A 17,865-nucleotide genomic window follows, 5' to 3' on the forward strand; every position below is an offset into this window, starting at 1 on the left:
CAGACCGATGAGCAAATTTGCCCGCGCCATTCTGGCGCTCGGGGCCATGAGCCTTTTTGTGCCTTTTGCAGCCCCAATTGCCGCCCAGAACGTGACCGATAAGGACCTGCCCGCCAATCGTGACGAATCCGTCTTCGTCTTCGGCGGACCGATGAGCAGCGGCTATTTCGGCGATGCCCTGACCTTCTGGAGCAGCGGCTATGAGACCAATAGCTTTGCCGGGCTGGGCTATCAGCGGTTCTTCTACGAGTATGAAAGCTTCGCCCTGGGGCTGGAGGCAGGGCTGGGCCTGCGCATGGGCACCGGCGAAACCACTTCTGCCGAAGCCTGGGCAGGCCTTGTCGGGCGGCTGACCGAAGTCGAGTTGGGCCCGGTCAATATCACGCCGTCGATCACCGGCGGATTCTCGGTGGTCACCGACACCATTGGCGTCGAGACCACCCGCACCGCAGCCTCGGGCGACAGCGCGACCGTGCTCTATTACCTGGCCCCGGAAATTGCGGTTTCGCATGACGATCACCCGCAATGGGAAGCTTTCGGTCGCATCCAGCACCGCTCCGGCGGCTTCGGCACCATTGCCCATATCGACGGCTCCAACGCTGTGACGGCCGGACTGCGCTACAAGTTCTGACCGAGAGATGAGCCAATTCGCCGCCCGGCCTTGCGGCTTACGGTTGCACGGTGAAAAGCGGCTTTCGCCCCTGACTAAATATGGAAGGGGCGAAAGCCGCTTCCCACGAACAGGATTTCGGACGCTTGCCTCGAGCGGCCCCTTGCGGGTTGTTGCGTGGATCATCAGGTTGGACCCGACCGGTAGCGAGCTACCGGCGGGACCCGGCCATGACGTGAGAATCCCGATCCGATGTTGCACCAGCACAGGATGGGCCCCGGCCTGCGCCGGGGTGACAGCCGGCGGGCTGGGTCCATCGTTGCGGCAGGTGTCGTGCAGTTGCAGCGCGGACTGTGTCGCCCAACCTGGCTTCGGATAACCGCGCAATGAGTCTCCCCGGGACGGTGCCCCAGGGAGAATGGCGGGAGGATGCCAAGTGCGGCAGCCACTCAGTAATTGGCCCCGCCGGCGATTTCGCGCAGTTCTAGCACCAGGCCAGGAATACCGTTTTCGATGTGCATCTGCATGAATTCGCGGGCCAGGGCGGTGGCGACCTCGAGGTCGGGCGCCTCGAGCACGGCATAGCCGCCCAGCACCTCCTTGGCCTCGGCAAACGGGCCATCGGTGACGATGATGGTGCCGGTGGCCCCCTTGAGGCGGCGGCCCTGTTCAGCGTCCTTGAGGCCGCCAGTGGAAATCAGCGTGCCGGCGGCCATGTGCCGCTCCATCCAGGGGCCCATGGCGTCCATCAGCCCCTGGGACACGTCTTCGGGCTTGAGGTCGGCGGGCGGCAAGATGCTCATGAAGTAACGCATGGAAAATCTCCTGTTTGCTGCGTTTGCCATAATGACACCAGAGCAACGGACGGTCTGCCCGGCTTTCGACAACAACCGAACCGTACGGTACGGTACGGAAAATTCTTGAAGCCTGGTGCCAATGGGTCTAAACAGGAGACAAGAGAACACAACCGGCCCCACCGGTATCTTTAAGACCGAGGAATTCCGCCATGCCCGCCTATCGTTCCCGCACCACCACCCATGGCCGCAACATGGCCGGCGCGCGCGGCCTGTGGCGCGCCACCGGCATGAAGGACGGCGATTTCGGCAAGCCCATCATTGCCGTGGTGAACTCGTTCACCCAGTTCGTGCCCGGCCATGTGCACCTGAAGGATCTGGGGCAACTCGTGGCCCGCGAAATCGAGGCAGCCGGCGGCGTCGCCAAGGAATTCAACACCATCGCGGTCGATGACGGCATCGCCATGGGCCATGACGGCATGCTCTATTCCTTGCCCAGCCGCGACATCATCGCGGACTCGGTGGAATACATGGTCAACGCGCATTGTGCTGACGCCATGGTCTGCATCTCCAACTGCGACAAGATCACCCCCGGCATGCTCAATGCCGCGATGCGCCTCAACATCCCGGTGGTCTTCGTGTCGGGCGGTCCAATGGAAGCGGGCAAGGCCCTGGTCAAGGGCAAGCTGCAGGCGCTCGACCTGGTCGACGCCATGGTGATGGCCGCCGACGATGCCTATACCGACGAGGAAGTGCAGGCCGTCGAAGAAGCCGCTTGCCCCACCTGCGGATCCTGCTCGGGCATGTTCACCGCCAATTCGATGAACTGCCTGACCGAGGCTTTGGGCCTGTCGCTGCCGGGCAATGGCTCGACCCTGGCCACCCATTCGGACCGCAAGCGCCTGTTCCAGGAAGCCGGGCACCTGATCGTCGACCTTGCCCGCCGCTATTACGAACAGGACGACGAAAGCGTCCTGCCGCGCAAGATCGCCACCAAGGCGGCCTTCGAAAACGCCATGAGCCTCGACATCGCCATGGGCGGCTCGACCAATACGGTTCTTCACATCCTGGCAGCGGCCCATGAGGGCGGCATCGACTTCACCATGGACGATATCGATGCGCTCAGCCGCAAGGTGCCAGTGCTCTCCAAGGTCGCCCCTGCCAAGAACGATGTGCATATGGAAGACGTTCACCGCGCCGGCGGCATCTTTGCCATTCTCGGCCAGCTTGACCGCGCCGGCCTGATCAATCGCAATGAACCCACGGTGCATGCCGCGACCATGGGCGATGCCATCGACAAATGGGATATTTCGCGCACCAATTCGGAAAGCGTGCGCCAGTTCTACATGGCCGCGCCCGGCGGCGTGCGCACCACCCAGGCCTTCTCCCAATCCAATCGCTGGAAGGAGCTGGACACCGACCGCACCAATGGCGCCATCCGCTCGCCCGACAATCCCTTCTCCAAGGATGGGGGCCTGGCCGTGCTCAAGGGCAATATCGCGCTTGACGGCTGCATCGTGAAGACGGCGGGCGTGGATGAATCCATCCTCAAATTCACCGGCCCGGCCCGCGTCTTCGAGAGCCAGGACATGACCGTCAAGGCAATCCTGAGCAATGAGATCAAGGAAGGCGATGTCGTCGTCATCCGCTATGAAGGCCCCAAGGGCGGCCCCGGCATGCAGGAAATGCTCTATCCCACGAGCTATCTCAAATCCAAGGGCCTCGGGAAAGCCTGTGCGTTGCTCACCGACGGGCGCTTTTCGGGCGGCACCTCGGGGCTGTCCATCGGCCACGCTTCGCCTGAAGCCGCCGAAGGTGGCGCCATTGGCCTGGTGCGCGAGGGCGACATCATCGAGATCGACATCCCCAACCGCACCGTCAACGTGCTGGTGAGCGATGCCGAACTGGCCGCCCGCCGCGTCGAGCAGGACAAGCTCGGCTGGAAGCCGGCCCAGCCGCGCAAGCGCAAGATCACCACGGCGTTGAAGGCCTATGCCTCGCTGGTCACGTCGGCCGCCACCGGTGCCGTGCGCGATGTGAGCAAGCTGGACTTCTAGCGCCGCAATGCGGATTTTCTATATCAATCTGGACCGGCGGACCGACCGCCGGACCCAGATGGAAGAGCGGCTGGCCAACCTTGGCCTTGCCGCGAGCCGGCTATCGGCAATCACCCCTGACCAGCTCTCCGATGCCGACCGGGCTTTCTCCTGCAATCCGCAGAAATTCTACTGGATGACGCCTGAGGAATGCGCCTGCACCCAGAGCCATCTCAAGGCGTTGCGGGCCTTTCTCGACAGCGGTGACAGCCACGGGCTGATCCTGGAAGACGATGCGGTGCTCTCGCCCCGGCTGCCCGGCTTCCTCAACACCTTCCAGCATGCGCCCCCGCCAATCGACATTGTCCGGCTAGAGACCTTTCTCGACGTCCAGAGACTGGCACCGGCAGCCGATTATGTTGTCGATGGTGTCGAACTCAAGCGCTCCTGGACCTGGGCCGCCGGAGCCGCGGCCTACATCGTCAACCGCAGGGCGGCCGCCCATGTGCTGGACAGCATCTGGCCGCGGCTGGACGTTATCGATCGTCCCCTGTTCAACCCATATGAACCGGTGGGGCGGGCCCTGCGCGTCCGCCATTGCTTGCCGGGCCTGGCCATCCAGATGGACCGGCTGCAGCCCGGAAAAAGCGACAGCGACCTGCAAGCGTCGCGACTTGCCCGCGACAGCATGCGCCAGCTCAGCCCGGCGACTCGATTGTGGTATCACCTGCGCAAAGTGTTTCAGAACGAGGTCATTATCGGTCCGCAGCGCACCATCCGTGGCTGGCTTGGCGCCAGGAAAACCGTTGTTCCTTTCGCCGATAGCTGAAATGTGCATGACTTTTTCGTGACAAGCCCTGCGCCCGGTGCTAACACGCGCTCAGCCAACCAGCGGCCTGCCAAGGCCTGCTGGCCTGGTCAGGCTCGATAGCGGGGATTCCACCCTCCCTATCGGGCCGACCCAATCACCCAAAACCTCAGAATATGCCCAGTTCGGCGCGCAGCTTTCTGGTCAGACCCTCGGCCACCAAGGCGTATGAGCGGGCGGCATAGGCACGCAGATCATCCTCACCCAGCGCCGAGCCGGCTTCGGCACTGACCCATTTGCGTTTTGCGAAGTATCGGGCCTGCGTGACGCCATCCACGCTGGTCAGGATATCGAAGCTCTCTTCGCTGCATTTGAAGACGATGCAGCGAGGCTCGTAATCGGTCAGCAGGCAAAACACCTTGCCACCGACCTTGGCGACGCGCGCGTCCCACTGGTCAACGAATGTGACGCCCGGCATTTGCGAAAGTGCTGCGTCGAACCCGTCGCGGTGGAACAGGCTCAATTATCTTCTCCCACATCGGGCAAGGGCAGGAAATCGACACCATCCTCGATCAGCTCGGCCACTTCGTCCCGCGTCGCCTCGCCATAAATGCCGCGCGCCTCGGCCTCTTCGAAATGGATCTTGCGCGCTTCCTCGGCAAAACGGTCACCGACATTTTCAGCTTCCGCCAGCACCTTCTGCCGATAAGCCCGCAGCATCTCGCGGATTTTGGCCGCCTCGGGGTGATGCGCGGAAACCGGCATACGGTCCTGGTCGGTGCGCGCCAGATTGGGAGCCATCGGCGCCTTTTCGACCATGGCGTCGCCACACTGGGCACAGCTCACCAGGCCGCGGCCATGCTGTTCCTCATAGGCGGCTGCATTTTTGAACCAGGCATCGAAGCGATGCCCGTTCGAACATTGAAGCGAATACTGAATCACTGCACTTGTCGTTTCATTGCGGCGCCGGGCGCCTGTCTGCCGACCATATAGGGCCTTGGCTCAGCGGTGCAAACCCGGGGCCGCAAAGTCCCGCGCATTGGCCAGCGCCGGAACGCGTCTGCGCGCCTCGGTGACCGCGATCGGATCGATCTCGGCCACCAGCACACCGGGCCGGTCATGGTCGAGCTCGGCAATCACCTTGCCCCAGGGGTCGATGATCAGCGAATGGCCATAGGTCGCGCGCCCATTGGCATGGCTGCCGCCCTGGGCCGCGGCAATGACATAAGAGCCGGTCTCGATCGCCCGGGCCCGCAGCAGCACATGCCAATGCGCCTGTCCGGTGGGCACCGTAAAGGCCGCCGGCACCGCCATCAGGCTCGCCCCGGCATTGGCCAGGGCGTTGTAGAGCCGGGGAAAGCGCATGTCGTAACAGATCGAAAAGCCGAGGGTGAACTCATCGAGCGGTGCGATCACTGCATTGTCGCCGCCCTTATAGGTGGCGCTTTCGCGATAGGCGTTGAGCCCGGCAATATCGGCATCGAACAGATGGATTTTGTCATAGGTGGCGCGCTGCGCCCCATCCGGCCCGAACAGCACCGAGCGGTTGGCAAAGCGCCCATCTTCGAGCGGGATCGGCAGCGAGCCGATATGGACATGCATGGCGTGCTGCCTGGCCAATGCGCCCACCGCCGCCAATTGCGGATGCCCTTCGAAAGGCGCCGCCACCGATTTGAGCTGATCCCGGTTCTCGGGAAAGATCATGGTGACTTCCGGGGTCAGCGCATAGCGCGCCCCTTGCCCGGCGGCCTCGGCCAGCAGCGGCTTGAGCGCGGCAAGATTGGCGGCCGGGTCAAGCCCCGAGCACATTTGGATAGCGGCGATTTTCATGGGGTTCTATTGCGCCAGCAAGGGGTCCAGCCCGCCGCGCCGGTCGAGCGCCGCCATGTCGTCATAGCCACCCACATGGGTGTCGCCGACGAAAATCTGCGGCACGGTGCGGCGGCCATGGGCGCGCTGGGTCATTTTTTCGCGCAGGTCGGGATCGAGCACGGTGATCTCGGAATAGTCCACGCCCTTTTCATTGAGCAGCGCCTTGGCGGCGTGACAATAGGGGCAGGTGGGAGTGGTGTAGATTTCAACCTTGGCCATATCGCTCCAGGCTCCGGAAAATCGTGAACTTGCCTCTTTATATGGGGAGATCCTCGCCAATGACAACGCGGGCAAAAGTGAGCACATTCACCTCTGCGGCACCGGCCCGCTTGAGCACGCGCGTTGCGGCCTTGACCGTGGCGCCGGTGGTATAGACATCGTCGACCAGCACCACCGGCCGGCCGGCCAGGCGTTCGAGCGCATGCGGATGGGCTGAAAACGCCCCTCGCACATTGCGCAGCCGGCCATCACCGGACAGCCCCACCTGTTGCCGGGTCTTTCTGTGCCGCCCGATCAGATGCGGATCCACGCTCAGTCCCGTCAGCCGGCCCAGCTCTCGCGCCAGCAGCATGGACTGGTTATAGCGCCGGAACCGCAACCGGCTGGCATGCAACGGCACCGGCACGATAACCGGGCCAGCGGCCCAATAGTCCTGTCCGGCCACCGCCATCAGCCGCGCGCAGAACCGGGCCACCTCCGGCCTGTCGCCATATTTAAGCCGGCTGACCAGCGTCCCTGCCACCGCGCTATAGACCACCGCCGCCCGCGCCCGCGCAAAGGGGGGTGGATCGGCCAGCGCCTCGGCCGAGCGCATATCCGGGCCCAGATCGGTCTCGAAGGGAATGCCCAGCACCGGGCAGAACGGCGCCCGGATCTGCCGCAAACCGGCAAAGCAGGACGCGCACAGCCCCTGCGCCCCGGTCAGCGGCGCGTTGCAGGCAGGGCATCCCGGCGGATAGACCAGGTCAAGCAGCGCGCGCCGCAGCCCGGCTAGGCCCTGCCGCAGCCGCACCCCGCGCCCGATCTCTTTGACTTCCCCGGCCCCCGTCTCCATAACAGCCATATTGCTCCCGACCCGGCCCCGGCGAAAGCCTTTTTGATGACCACCCCTCCGCGCCTGTTCGACACCACCCTGATCGCCCGCAACCTTCAGCGCCGCCCGGCCAGCGACAATTTCGTGCGCGATCTGGTGCTTGAGGACCTGGCCGATCGGCTAAGCGCCTATAGGCGCGATTTCGGCCGTGCCATATTGATCGGCCCCGATGCCGAGACCCTGCCCGACACCCTGTTCACCGCCAATGGGCCGGTCAAGACGCAGCGCGTCGAGGCCTTCTCGGGCGACGAGTTTCCCCTTCTGCCCGAGGGCGAGCAGGACCTGATTGTCTCGCTACTGCATCTGCAGGCAGTCAATGATGTGCCCGGCCATCTGGCGCGGCTGCGCCGCCTGCTCAAGCCTGACGGATTGCTGATGGCCGCCTTTGTTGGTGGCGAGAGCCTGACAGAATTGCGCGAGGCCTTTCTGGCCGCCGATCTGCAGGTCTCAGGCGGCGCTTCGGCCCGGGTTGCCCCAATGGCGCAGGTGCGCGATGCCGGCGCCCTGTTGCAGCGGGCCGGCTTTGCCCTGCCGGTGGCCGATGTCGAAACCCATCGCGTGCGCTACGCCACCCCCTTTGCCCTGATGGCCGAACTCAAGGCCCTGGGCGCCGCCAATCCGCTCGCCGATCGCCCCCGCCGCTTTGCTACCCGCGCCCTGCTCGCAACCGCCGCCCAGGCCTATGCCGAACGCGACGCCGACCCCGATGGCCGGGTGCGCGCGACACTGGAAATCATCTGGCTGGCCGGCTGGGTGCCGCATGAAAGCCAGCAAAAACCCTTGCGGCCCGGCAGCGCCACGGTCAGCATGAAAGATGTGCTGGGTGGGCCAAAACCATGACGCTGACCGTTTGGGGCCGCAAGACCTCCTCCAACGTACAGGCGCTGATGTGGTGCATTGGCGAGCTTGGCCTGGACCATGTGCGTCACGACATTGGCCATATCCATGGCGGCAATGACACACCCGAATTCCTGGCCATGAACCCCAATGGCACTGTGCCGGTGCTGCGGGACGGTGATGGCCCAGCATTGTGGGAGACGGGCGCCATTCTGCGCTATCTCGCCGGCCGTTATGGCCCGGACAGCTTCTGGCCTGCCGACCCGCTCCGTCGCGCCGAAATCGACAAATGGGCCGAATGGGCCAAGATCAACATCACGCTCAATTTTACCGGCCCGGTCTTCTGGCGCGTGGTGCGCACCGCCCCCTCAATGCAGGACCCGGTGGCGATCACCGCAGCCCTCGAAGCGCTCATCCGCTTCCTGCGCATCGCCAATGCGCGGCTGGAACGGCAGGCGTTCCTCGGCGGAGAGGACTTCACCCTGGCCGATATCCAGTTCGGCCATGTGCTCTATCGCTACTTCGATATCGATATCGCCCGGCCCGACCTGCCCCATATCGACCGCTATTATGCGGCCCTTTCCGAGCGTCCCGCCTTCGCAGACCACGTCATGGTCTCCTATGACGCGTTGCGCGCAACGGATTGACCCATGGACCTGCCGGCCGGCCATATCCTCATCCTTTCCGGCCATCCGGGCTCGGGCAAGACCACTTGTGCCGAGGCGCTGGCCTACCTGCCGGGCGGGCCCAAGGTGCATCTGCACTCGGACGATTTCTGGGGCTATATCAAGACTGGCAAGATCGATCCCTGGCTGCCGGAATCTCACACCCAGAATCAGATGATCATGCAGATCGCCGCGAGCGTGGCGGGCGCCTATGCCAGCAATGGCTATTTCGTCGCCCTGGACGGCGTGATCCGCCCCTGGGCCCTGCCCGGTTTCGCCGAGTTGGGCCTGCCACTGCACTATGTCGTCCTGCGCACCGGTGTCGAAGAGGCCGTGGCCCGGTGTCAGGCCCGCGGTGGCGACAGCCTGACCGACCCCGCTGTGGTGGCGGCCCTCCATGCCGAATTTGCCGATCTCGGCGCCCATGAGAACCATGCCCTCACTGTGGGCGGTCTCAACCGGGCGGACACCATGGATGTCCTGCAGGCCGCCCTCGCTTCGGGCCGCTATCGGCTCAATGCGCCGTCGACTTCGACAACAGGTTCAGGACCAGCACGCCGGACATGATCAGGCCAATGCCCAGAACGGCCCAGGGGTCGAGCTTCTGGCCATAGACCAGCCAGCCCAGCAAGGACACCAGGACAATGCCGGCGCCCGACCATACGGCATAGGCAATCCCGACCGGCAACGTGCGCAGGGTCATCGACAGGCAGTAAAATGCCACCCCATAGCCCACCACCACCAGAACAGACGGCAACAGGTTGGAGAACCCCTCCGACGCCTTGAGCGCGGTCGTTGCGATTACTTCGGCAACAATGGCAATGGCAAGAAAGGCATAGCTGGGCATGGGATCACCGGAAGGTTTGCGTTCAACGGCTTTGACCAGATCGGAGTGCGCAAGTCACCCCGAGGGCGCCCTTTGTTTGCTCCGACACAAAAAAGGCCGGTGTCTCCACCGGCCTTTTCCATTCAATCTGCCGCAAGAGCTTACGCAGCAGCTTCCTCGTCGCTATCGGCTTCAGCCGCATCGGTCTTGGTGCGCTTGGGGCTCTTGGCGAGCTGCTTTTCGATAAGCTGCACGGCCTCGGTAAGGGTGAGCTTGCGCACGGCGCCGATTTCCCGGCTCATGCGATCCATGGCCTGCTCGAACAGCTGGCGTTCCGAATAGGACTGCTCGGGCTGCTCTTCAGAGCGGTACAGATCGCGGACCACTTCGGAAATCGCGATCAGATCGCCCGAATTGATCTTGGCTTCGTATTCCTGGGCGCGGCGCGACCACATGGTGCGCTTGACGCGGGCACGGCCGGTGACGGTATCGAGCGCGCGCTTGACCTCTTCGTCTTCGGCCAGCTTGCGCATGCCGACGGACTTGACCTTGGCAACGGGAACGCGCAGGGTCAGCTTGTCCTGTTCAAAGCTGATGACGAACAGCTCTAGGGTCAGCCCAGCGACTTCCTGCTCTTCAATGGCGACGACAATGCCGACGCCGTGGGACGGATAGACGACATGCTCGCCTGTCTTGAACCCAAGCCGCTGCTGCTGCTTCTTGGCTACCATATGCTGGAACTCCTTGTTGACGCCCCAATGGCTGGTTCCTTGCGGCAAGGTCAGCCATCCTACTTGTTTGGCGCCCGCCAATCCGGACGCATATGCGCAGTCAATCCCCACGTCGCTCCGGATCCGCTTGCCGGAACGCCATGTATCAGCTTTGTGTGGTGTCAAAAAAATCGTGCCTTGCGGCACGGCTGGGTGATGGGCTCAACTGCATATGGTCACACCATAGCACAATTTTTCAGCAGAATCAAAAGGAACGAATCACCAGCGCGCTTCCGCACCATCCGGGGATCGGCCGGATGTGACGAAACCATGACAAACCCTTGCCACGCCTCAGGGATTTGATGCTTGCATTGAGCCCGCGAAGCGCCTAGTCGCCTTCGCCCGGCGCGTCCGAGAAGTATTTGGCAAGCTTGCCATCCTCCCCATCACGCTCTTTTGCCTCGGGCAGCGGATCGCGGCGCTCGGTCAGGTTCGGCCAGCTATTGGAGAATTTTCGGTTGAGTTCGAGCCACTCATCCAGCCCGCTCTCGGTATCGGGCTTGATGGCTTCGGCCGGGCATTCGGGCTCGCACACGCCGCAGTCGATGCACTCGTCCGGATGGATCACCAGCATGTTCTCGCCTTCATAAAAGCAGTCCACCGGACACACTTCCACGCAGTCGGTATATTTGCAGGCAATGCAATTATCGGTGACGATATAAGTCATCTAGGAGGCGATCCCATCTCGTTGCGGCCCGACCCCTTGGGGCAGGTCAGCCCGCCTGTCTCAACCGGTTCGGTGCTAAACCGTTTTCTTGCGTATCGCAAGGCCGTCAGGGGGGACGGTTTGGCGCATCAGGCAGGTGCAGAGAAAGACTTGCCTAATCAGCGTCGCCACCGCGCAACCGGTCCGTTTCACGCCGCTCTTTCTTGGTCGGGCGCCCCGCTCCGGCCGGTCTTTCAGCAATGGCCGCCTCATAGGGCGACAGCTCTGCGCGGGGCACGGGGGGAGGCGAAATATCCTCGTAGAGCCCCTGCGCCTCGCTGGCCGGACCGCGCCGCGTGCCGCAATCGAGAATGCGCCAGACCACGATGCGGTTGTGCAATGACATGGTCAGCACGTCGCCCGCACCGACCTTGAGATCGGTGCGCTCGGTCTTTTCCGAATTGACGCGAATAGCGCCACTCTCGATGATTTTCTGGGCCAGGGTGCGCGATTTGACGGCGCGCGCAAAAAACAGGAACCGGTCGAGCCGCTCCTTGCGGAGCGGCGTCTGCTCCGGCCCTGCCAATTGCTATTCCGACTTGCCGCGCAGCGCCGCCAGCGCCGCGAAGGGGCTGTCCGGATCGAATACCGGCTTGCGCTCCTCGCGCGGCGGACGGCGATCCTTGCGGTCGCCCCGCTCCGCCTTGTCGGGTCGGCCCTTGCCATTGGGACGTGCCTGCTGGCCTTCGCCCTCGGGGCGGCGCGGCCCCTTGCCAGGGCGCGGACGATTGTTCTGCCTTGGGCCATCCTCGCCCTCGCGGCGATTGCGGCCTTCGTGACGCCGGTTTTCATTGTGGCGGCGCCCGCCGGGGAACCACACCTCGTCAAATTCCGGCTCGGACGGCGCGGCCGGTTCTGCAGCGGTCTCGGCCTCGGCAGGGGCCGCATCCGGTACGGCGCCTTTGTCCGGCTCTGCCACGACAGGCGCTTCGGCACTTTCGGGCGCAGCGGCCTCATTGTTCGCCTCGGCACTGGCCGCATTGTCCTCCAGCACCTGTTCGAGCGCCGGGGTTTCGGCCGAAGCCTCAGCCGGTGCCGGCGTCTCGGCCACCTTTGGCGTACGCCGGACCCGATAGCCCAGCGATGACAGGATGGAGGAGAAATCATCGCCCGAGCAGCCCAACAGGCTGGTCATTTCCACGGTGACGCGGAACCCATTGCCCTCAGCGGCGCCGGCAGGCAGTTCACCCTGATAGGGGCGGCTGGTATCCAGCGCCACCAGCGGCCGGATGATATCGGCCAGGCGCTCGAGAATATCGACCCGCACCGCCCGGCTTCCGGCCACCTTGAAGCCGGCGATCTCGTAAAGCCGCGTATCGACTTCCGGATCGACCACAAAGGAGGTCCGGCCCGAGAGCACGATATGGGGAATATCGGTGACGCCGGGCTGGCGCACACCACCATTTTTCAGCGCAAACAGGATCAGTGCCAGCTCACGCGGTGCGGGCTTGAGGGAAAGCGGCAGGTAGATGTGATAGGCGCCGAACTTGATGCCCAGCTTGCGCAGTTTGCCGCGCACATCCTGATCCAGCCCCTTGACCTCATCGGCCACCTGGGACCGTGGCAACAGGCCGATATGTTCAAACAGCTGATAGGCCAGCCCCCGTGCAGTGCCTTCGAGATCGGCCGGCGCTTCGAGCGCCATGACCTGTTCGAGCACTGTGTTGATATGGTGGCGCAGCCACAGCGAAAGACGATCCTGCACCTTTTCCAGGTCCGGACCGGTCAGCGTCTCATCGGCCAGCAGCAGGATGCGGGGACGATAAAGGCTGTCGCCTTCCGCCAACTCTGCCACCACTTCGCCGCGCCAGCGCAGGCGCCCATCGGTGGCCAACACGAATTCTTCATTTGGCGAACCGGCCAATCTCTCGGCACGATTATGGATCTCCGGGGCGACAACCGAGTCGGCTGCGCCGCGCAATCCTTTGGCGTCTGTGTCGCCATCATTGCGGGCCAGGGTGAAACGGAAGCCTTCGAGCGTGCCGATGAGGTGGCCTTCCAGCCGCACTTCGCCGCGCTCATTGATTTCGGGAGATACCATACGTTTGTCTTTCAGATGGCGGAGCAACACGCTGGTGCGCCGGTCCACGAAGCGCTGGGTAAGCCGCTCGTGCAGAGCGTCACTCAGGCGGTCCTCAATGTCTCGCGTCTTTTCGCGCCAATAGGTAGGGTCTTCAAGCCAGTTTTTTCGATTGGCGACAAAGGTCCAGGTCCGGATCTGCTTGATCCGATTACTGAGTGTGTCAATGTCGCCCTCCGCATTGTCGCAAAACCGGACCTGCTCGGCAATCCAGTCTGCCCGAACCGATCCAATTCGTCTCAAATCCGAATAGATACGGGTGATGATCTCGCCATGCGCGGCCGGCGAGATCCCCTGATAATCCGGAATCTGGCAACATTCCCAGAGCAGTTTGACCGCATCGTGGCCGCGCGCCAAGGCCCCGGCCTCATTGCGCATGAGAAACTCAAGCGCGTGTTGATCGGTTGCAATCGGCACGCGGGTCAGCGTTTTGTCCTGCGGCGCCACTTCAAGCGAGTTGCGCAGCGCCTCGACCGAGCTGAACTTGAGATCGGAATTGCGCCATTGCACTTGGCGGATCGGCTGGAAATCATGGGTTTCCAGCGCCACGACCATGTCTTCGTCAAACCCTTCGGTGCCCCCGGTCACCCCGAAGGTTCCGTTGTGCTTGTGCCGCCCGGCGCGGCCGGCGATCTGGCCCAGCTCGGAGGGGGTCAGCGGCCGGCTCTGGTGCCCGTCGAACTTGGTATCGTCGGCAAAGGCCACATGGTGGATGTCCAGGTTCAGCCCCATGCCGATGGCATCAGTGGCCACCAGAAAATCCACATCGCCATTCTGATAGAGTTCGACCTGGGCATTGCGCGTCCGGGGGCTGAGGGCTCCCATCACCACCGCCGCGCCGCCCCGTTCACGCCGAATCAGCTCGGCAATCGCATAGACTTGCCGCGCCGAGAACGCGACAATGGCCGAACGCGCCGGCTGGCGCGACAATTTCTTCGACCCCGCATAGGTGAGTTGGGAAAATCGCGGCCGGTCGATGATCTCGGCATGCGGGATCAGTTTCTTCACCACCCCCGCCATGGTTGCCGAGCCCAGCAGCAGCGTCTCGTGCAGACCGCGCGCCTTGAGGATCCGGTCGGTAAACACATGGCCGCGGTCAAAGTCGATGGCGGTCTGGATTTCGTCCACCGCCACGCAATCGACATGGATGTCCATGGGCATGGCTTCGACCGTCGCCACCCAATAGCGCGGCTTGGCCGGCACGATGCGCTCTTCGCCGGTGATCAGCGCTACGGCCTGCTCACCCACCCGCTCGACGACCCGCTGATAGACCTCGCGCGCCAGCAGCCGCAAGGGCAGGCCGATCATCCCCGTGGGATGGGCCAGCATGCGCTCGATGGCGAAATAGGTCTTGCCGGTATTGGTCGGGCCAAGGATCGCCTTGACCGAGTGGGAAGGGGAAAAGCTCATCGCCCCCTATGTAAGCGGTCCCCGCGCCGCTTGCGAGAGGCTTGGGGCACTTGTCCCAGCAAAGGACAGAATTGTCATGGATTTGTCACGCCTGTTAAGCCAGGGAACGGATGAAGAACGAAACAGAACCGAATCGGCGCGACTCAGTGAGTCTGGCTTTGTTCACGGCTAGATGTGGTGGTGCGGTTGTGCGAGTCCGCACTAAAACTGGATCCGCAGGGCGCTTCGGACCTCGAACCGGGCCCATCCGGCTCGGAAACCGTTCAACTTGCTTAGCAGGCGGTTAATTCACGCGAGAATCGGCCATTCCTGAACACAGCGTAAACGCTTGTTCTTCCAATATTTTCTTTGTATTCACGACGTCACACCCATGAGTCCTGGGGTTTTCAGGGCAGGCTTGAGAAAAAGCCGAGTTGACGTGCCGGGATGGGACAACGGCCACTGACACACTCTGTCAGAACACTGGCGCATTGATGGGTGCAGCGCCCACCCCGGAGTTCCATCAGATGTCCGCATTTGATCCCGCCACCCTTCCCCATCCACTCTGGCAATATTTCGAACGCACTGACCCTCTCGATGCGGCGGCCCTGTTTGCACCCAACGCTTCGGTTCGGGACGAAGGAGAGTGGCATCGGGGGCAGGCCGCCATCGCGCTCTGGCTGCGCAGCTTCGAAGAGCGCTACAGCCCGCGCTATCAACTGCGCCAGGTCGAGGCCGACAAGGATCGTACCATCGTCACCTTCCAGGTCTCGGGCACCTTCCCCGGCAGCCCCGCCGTGCTGCGCCAGGCCTTCACCTTCGATTCCCAGCAGCGTATCGCCAGCCTCGAAACGCTTTGATTGTCTCACCCCGGCACAAGGCCGCCCGGTGCATCCGGCCGGCCTTAAGATCTGGTCCAAACCCGGAACGAACAGGGACAGAATCGGGCCGGAATCACCGCTGCCCCTTTGTTCTCCACCAGATCTGGTGGGCCTGGGCAAGCCAAGCCACAAGACTCACTAACCCATTGCAGAAAAAGCAAGAATACTGTTCACAAGGATGAATTGCGGGTTAATTTCGGTCGGCTTGGACCGTTTCCTGACAGGGTCTTAGCGTGTCGGATGACGCGGCACGACTGGCCATTAACCAGCATGCCCCGCATTGGCAGGCCGCAGTCGTCGCAAAATTGTCAAAAAAGCCTTTGACCGTCCGAAAATGGGACGGCAGCCTCAGCTCTCGGCGCGGGTGAGTACCATGGAGAGATCGCCCATCGAGGTGCCGATTATCACGCGATAGGGGATAAAGTAGCCGGTCTGGCCGAGCGGCGCATACCACAGGATCATCCGGCTGGTCTGGGCCAGGTAATTGGTCATTTCCGAACTCTCGAAATGCCCCGAGATCGGCCGATAGTCGAGCGAGCAGGCCACCAGCGGCCCCTGATAGCCAGTGCGCGGCGAGGTTGCCTCGTCATTGTCCAGAAAGCCCAGCGCGATGTCGAAGCGCTCGACCCCGGTAAAGATCTTGAGCGTACGCTGGCACAGGCCCGGCTCCAGCCCGTCACCCTTGAGGATGAACGCCGAAAGGAAATCACCCACCCCCGTCAGATGCGCGCGCTCCAGCGGCACACGGTCATAGGAGTCGGTCACCGGCGGCTGCACCTGGAAGGCGCTGACATTGCGCCCCTCATAACCAACACTGGCGGTGAACACGTCGCCATTGGCACGGGTCTCCAGTGCAAAGCTCTGCGATTGCAGGCTCGCGCCCGTGGATGTGCCGGAAACCCGGGCACTGGCCGAGCCGCTGGCCACCACGCTCCCCAGCCCCGCTACCCGCGCCGAAAGCTCCAGTCCATAGCGCGCGCCATCGTCATCAAGGTCAATATCGACCATGGCCACATTGATCCCCCCCACCGTCACCACATAGCTGGCGCGCGCATCGACCGGTGCGGCCTGGGCGGCAGAAAGACTGAGCGGGGCGAGGGCGGCAACTAGAGCAAAGGCAGTGCGGATCACGTGTGGTCTTCTCGGCTGCAAATGCCCGCGCGAGACGCTGGCCGGGCGAAACGAATCACTGATTAGCTTCAAACTGCCGTCCATACCGGGCACAAGCAAGGCGCTCGCGCTGCTTTGTCGGGCCTCTTTGCTTGACGGATGCCCCCCAATTCTCTAAAGACCCGCGAGATTTCATCACAATCGAGGCCCGTAGCGGGACGTCCCCGCCACGCAGGACCTTTACACAAACAGGATCGAACCAATGGCACGTCGCTGCGAACTGACCGGCAAGGGTGTTATGGTGGGCAACAATGTTTCGCACGCCCTCAACCGTACCCGCCGCCGCTTTCTCCCCAATCTGGTGAACGTCACCCTGCTTTCGGACGCCCTCAATCGTCCGGTGAAGCTGCGTATCGCCACCTCCGCTCTGCGCACCGTCGAGCATCGCGGTGGTCTGGACGCGTTCCTGCTCAAGCAGGACGACGCCGACCTGTCCCCGCTGGCTCTGGGCCTGAAGAAGGAAATCCGCGCCACCCTCGCTGGCTAAGCGATTTCCGCCTGAGATTTTCGGCCGCGTGGTGGGCAACTGCCACGCGGTCTTGTTTTTTTAGGAAGCCTGGCTTCCCCTGCCGCCCCAATCGGGCATGGCAAAAAAATCCGGTGTGCCGCCCGTCGGCCCACCAGCAACGCCCGCCCCGGTCTGATGCCGGTTTGCGGAACATGATGAAGGTAGTCCAATGCTGTCTCGTTTCCTGGTGGCCATTGCCGCCATGGTGGCCGTCGTCGCCGCCTCCAATTTCCTGGTCCAGTTCCCCGTCGACGCCATGCTCGGTGGCGTCAACCTCGGTGACATCCTCACCTGGGGCGCATTCACCTATCCCGTGGCATTCCTGGTCACAGACCTCTCCAATCGCGCCTTCGGCCCGCAGCGTGCGCGGCTCGTCGTGGTGGCCGGCTTTGCCGTGGCGGTGATCCTCTCGATCTGGCTGGCCACCCCGCGCATCGCCGTCGCCTCGGGTTCGGCATTCCTGGTCGCCCAATTGCTCGATATCTCGATCTTCCACCGCCTGCGCAACAGCGCCTGGTGGCATGCCCCGATGTTCTCCTCGCTGGTCTCCTCGGCGCTCGACACGGCGCTGTTCTTCAGCCTCGCCATGGCCCCGGCCTTTGCCGGCATCGATGCGCTGTTCGGCATGGAAGATTCCTCGCTCGCCTTCCCCGCCCCGCTGCTCGGCATCGGCCCGGAAGTCGAACTCTGGCAGTCTCTGGCTTTGGGCGATTTCCTGGTCAAGCTGGTGATGGCGGTGCTGATGCTGGCGCCCTACAAGACCATTCGCGACCTGGTGCTGCGCAAGATGCCCGTGTCGGCCTGATAGCTGACCGAAGGC

Annotated in this window: 21 protein-coding genes; 9 read left to right on the plus strand and 12 right to left on the minus strand. The window is 63.2% G+C overall.

The window, feature by feature from the left end; all coding sequences use genetic code 11:
- The first annotated feature begins 7 nt into the window (after positions 1-7).
- Positions 8-631 (plus strand): hypothetical protein, encoded by a 624-nt coding sequence (locus DDE76_RS17330; protein ID WP_104892991.1) that lies wholly within the window; start codon positions 8-10, stop codon positions 629-631.
- A gap of 428 nt (positions 632-1,059) precedes the next feature.
- Here DDE76_RS17330 and DDE76_RS17335 read toward each other — a convergent pair whose 3' ends face one another.
- Positions 1,060-1,425 (minus strand): YciI family protein, encoded by a 366-nt coding sequence (locus DDE76_RS17335; RefSeq protein WP_157955881.1) that lies wholly within the window; start codon positions 1,423-1,425, stop codon positions 1,060-1,062.
- Positions 1,426-1,616: 191 nt separating this feature from the next.
- Between DDE76_RS17335 and ilvD the strand changes: the two genes are divergently transcribed.
- Positions 1,617-3,461 (plus strand): dihydroxy-acid dehydratase, encoded by a 1,845-nt coding sequence (gene ilvD / locus DDE76_RS17340; protein WP_104892989.1) that lies wholly within the window; start codon positions 1,617-1,619, stop codon positions 3,459-3,461.
- 7 nt (positions 3,462-3,468) lie between these two features.
- Positions 3,469-4,269 (plus strand): glycosyltransferase family 25 protein, encoded by an 801-nt coding sequence (locus DDE76_RS17345; RefSeq protein ID WP_104892988.1) that lies wholly within the window; start codon positions 3,469-3,471, stop codon positions 4,267-4,269.
- A 148-nt stretch (positions 4,270-4,417) separates the two neighbouring features.
- Here DDE76_RS17345 and DDE76_RS17350 read toward each other — a convergent pair whose 3' ends face one another.
- From DDE76_RS17350 to DDE76_RS17370, 5 genes are read right to left on the minus strand one after another with little or no spacing between them, the layout of a single operon-like run.
- Positions 4,418-4,771: an MmcQ/YjbR family DNA-binding protein gene (locus DDE76_RS17350; RefSeq protein WP_104892987.1), complete on the minus strand. Its 354-nt coding sequence runs from the start codon at positions 4,769-4,771 to the stop codon at positions 4,418-4,420.
- Positions 4,768-5,190, minus strand: a complete 423-nt coding sequence (locus tag DDE76_RS17355; protein WP_104892986.1) for a DUF1178 family protein — start codon at positions 5,188-5,190, stop codon at positions 4,768-4,770. Before DDE76_RS17355 ends, DDE76_RS17350 begins: the two co-directional genes overlap by 4 nt.
- A 60-nt stretch (positions 5,191-5,250) precedes the next feature.
- The gene (locus DDE76_RS17360; RefSeq protein ID WP_104892985.1) at positions 5,251-6,078 is read right to left on the minus strand and encodes a carbon-nitrogen hydrolase family protein; all 828 of its coding nucleotides are present in this window, start codon (positions 6,076-6,078) and stop codon (positions 5,251-5,253) included.
- Positions 6,079-6,084: 6 nt separating this feature from the next.
- Positions 6,085-6,339 (minus strand): glutaredoxin 3, encoded by a 255-nt coding sequence (gene grxC, locus DDE76_RS17365; protein ID WP_104892984.1) that lies wholly within the window; start codon positions 6,337-6,339, stop codon positions 6,085-6,087.
- 37 nt (positions 6,340-6,376) lie between these two features.
- Positions 6,377-7,183 (minus strand): ComF family protein, encoded by an 807-nt coding sequence (locus DDE76_RS17370; protein ID WP_245892045.1) that lies wholly within the window; start codon positions 7,181-7,183, stop codon positions 6,377-6,379.
- A 36-nt stretch (positions 7,184-7,219) separates the two neighbouring features.
- Between DDE76_RS17370 and DDE76_RS17375 the strand changes: the two genes are divergently transcribed.
- The 3 genes from DDE76_RS17375 to DDE76_RS17385 are packed head-to-tail and all read left to right on the plus strand — an operon-like array spanning position 7,220 to position 9,282.
- The gene (locus tag DDE76_RS17375; RefSeq protein WP_104892982.1) at positions 7,220-8,053 is read left to right on the plus strand and encodes a methyltransferase domain-containing protein; all 834 of its coding nucleotides are present in this window, start codon (positions 7,220-7,222) and stop codon (positions 8,051-8,053) included.
- On the plus strand, positions 8,050-8,697 hold the full coding sequence (locus tag DDE76_RS17380) for a glutathione S-transferase family protein (protein ID WP_104892981.1): 648 nt from the start codon (positions 8,050-8,052) through the stop codon (positions 8,695-8,697). Before DDE76_RS17375 ends, DDE76_RS17380 begins: the two co-directional genes overlap by 4 nt.
- A gap of 3 nt (positions 8,698-8,700) precedes the next feature.
- Entirely contained in the window at positions 8,701-9,282 is a 582-nt protein-coding gene (locus tag DDE76_RS17385) for an AAA family ATPase (RefSeq protein WP_104892980.1), read from the plus strand.
- Here DDE76_RS17385 and DDE76_RS17390 read toward each other — a convergent pair.
- From DDE76_RS17390 to DDE76_RS17410, 5 genes are all read right to left on the minus strand, one after another.
- Positions 9,230-9,562: a DMT family transporter gene (locus tag DDE76_RS17390; RefSeq protein ID WP_104892979.1), complete on the minus strand. Its 333-nt coding sequence runs from the start codon at positions 9,560-9,562 to the stop codon at positions 9,230-9,232. The genes DDE76_RS17385 and DDE76_RS17390 overlap by 53 nt on opposite strands.
- 140 nt (positions 9,563-9,702) lie before the next feature.
- Positions 9,703-10,272, minus strand: coding sequence for a CarD family transcriptional regulator (locus tag DDE76_RS17395; protein ID WP_104894867.1), 570 nt, complete (start codon positions 10,270-10,272; stop codon positions 9,703-9,705).
- A gap of 367 nt (positions 10,273-10,639) precedes the next feature.
- A complete protein-coding gene (fdxA, locus tag DDE76_RS17400; RefSeq protein ID WP_104892978.1) occupies positions 10,640-10,978 on the minus strand; it encodes a ferredoxin FdxA in 339 nt (112 codons plus the stop codon).
- Between the two features lie 154 nt (positions 10,979-11,132).
- Positions 11,133-11,543: an RNA-binding S4 domain-containing protein gene (locus DDE76_RS17405; RefSeq protein ID WP_104892977.1), complete on the minus strand. Its 411-nt coding sequence runs from the start codon at positions 11,541-11,543 to the stop codon at positions 11,133-11,135.
- Positions 11,544-11,546: 3 nt separating this feature from the next.
- The gene (locus tag DDE76_RS17410) at positions 11,547-14,507 is read right to left on the minus strand and encodes a helicase-related protein (protein ID WP_104892976.1); all 2,961 of its coding nucleotides are present in this window, start codon (positions 14,505-14,507) and stop codon (positions 11,547-11,549) included.
- A gap of 506 nt (positions 14,508-15,013) precedes the next feature.
- Here DDE76_RS17410 and DDE76_RS17415 point away from each other — a divergent pair.
- Positions 15,014-15,346: a nuclear transport factor 2 family protein gene (locus DDE76_RS17415; RefSeq protein ID WP_157955882.1), complete on the plus strand. Its 333-nt coding sequence runs from the start codon at positions 15,014-15,016 to the stop codon at positions 15,344-15,346.
- 369 nt (positions 15,347-15,715) lie between these two features.
- Here the strand turns inward: DDE76_RS17415 and DDE76_RS17420 are convergent, their stop codons facing one another.
- Positions 15,716-16,498 carry a DUF3108 domain-containing protein gene (locus DDE76_RS17420; RefSeq protein ID WP_157955883.1) on the minus strand — a complete coding sequence of 261 codons (783 nt, stop codon included), beginning with the start codon at positions 16,496-16,498 and terminating at the stop codon, positions 15,716-15,718.
- Positions 16,499-16,739: 241 nt separating this feature from the next.
- Here DDE76_RS17420 and rpmB point away from each other — a divergent pair, with 241 nt between their 5' ends.
- Positions 16,740-17,024, plus strand: a complete 285-nt coding sequence (rpmB, locus tag DDE76_RS17425; RefSeq protein ID WP_104892973.1) for a 50S ribosomal protein L28 — start codon at positions 16,740-16,742, stop codon at positions 17,022-17,024.
- A 190-nt stretch (positions 17,025-17,214) separates the two neighbouring features.
- On the plus strand, positions 17,215-17,850 hold the full coding sequence (locus tag DDE76_RS17430) for a VUT family protein (protein WP_104892972.1): 636 nt from the start codon (positions 17,215-17,217) through the stop codon (positions 17,848-17,850).
- The last annotated feature ends 15 nt before the right edge of the window (positions 17,851-17,865 follow it).

The sequence above is a fragment of the Devosia indica genome, assembly GCF_003056405.1.
Taxonomy (GTDB): domain Bacteria; phylum Pseudomonadota; class Alphaproteobacteria; order Rhizobiales; family Devosiaceae; genus Devosia; species Devosia indica.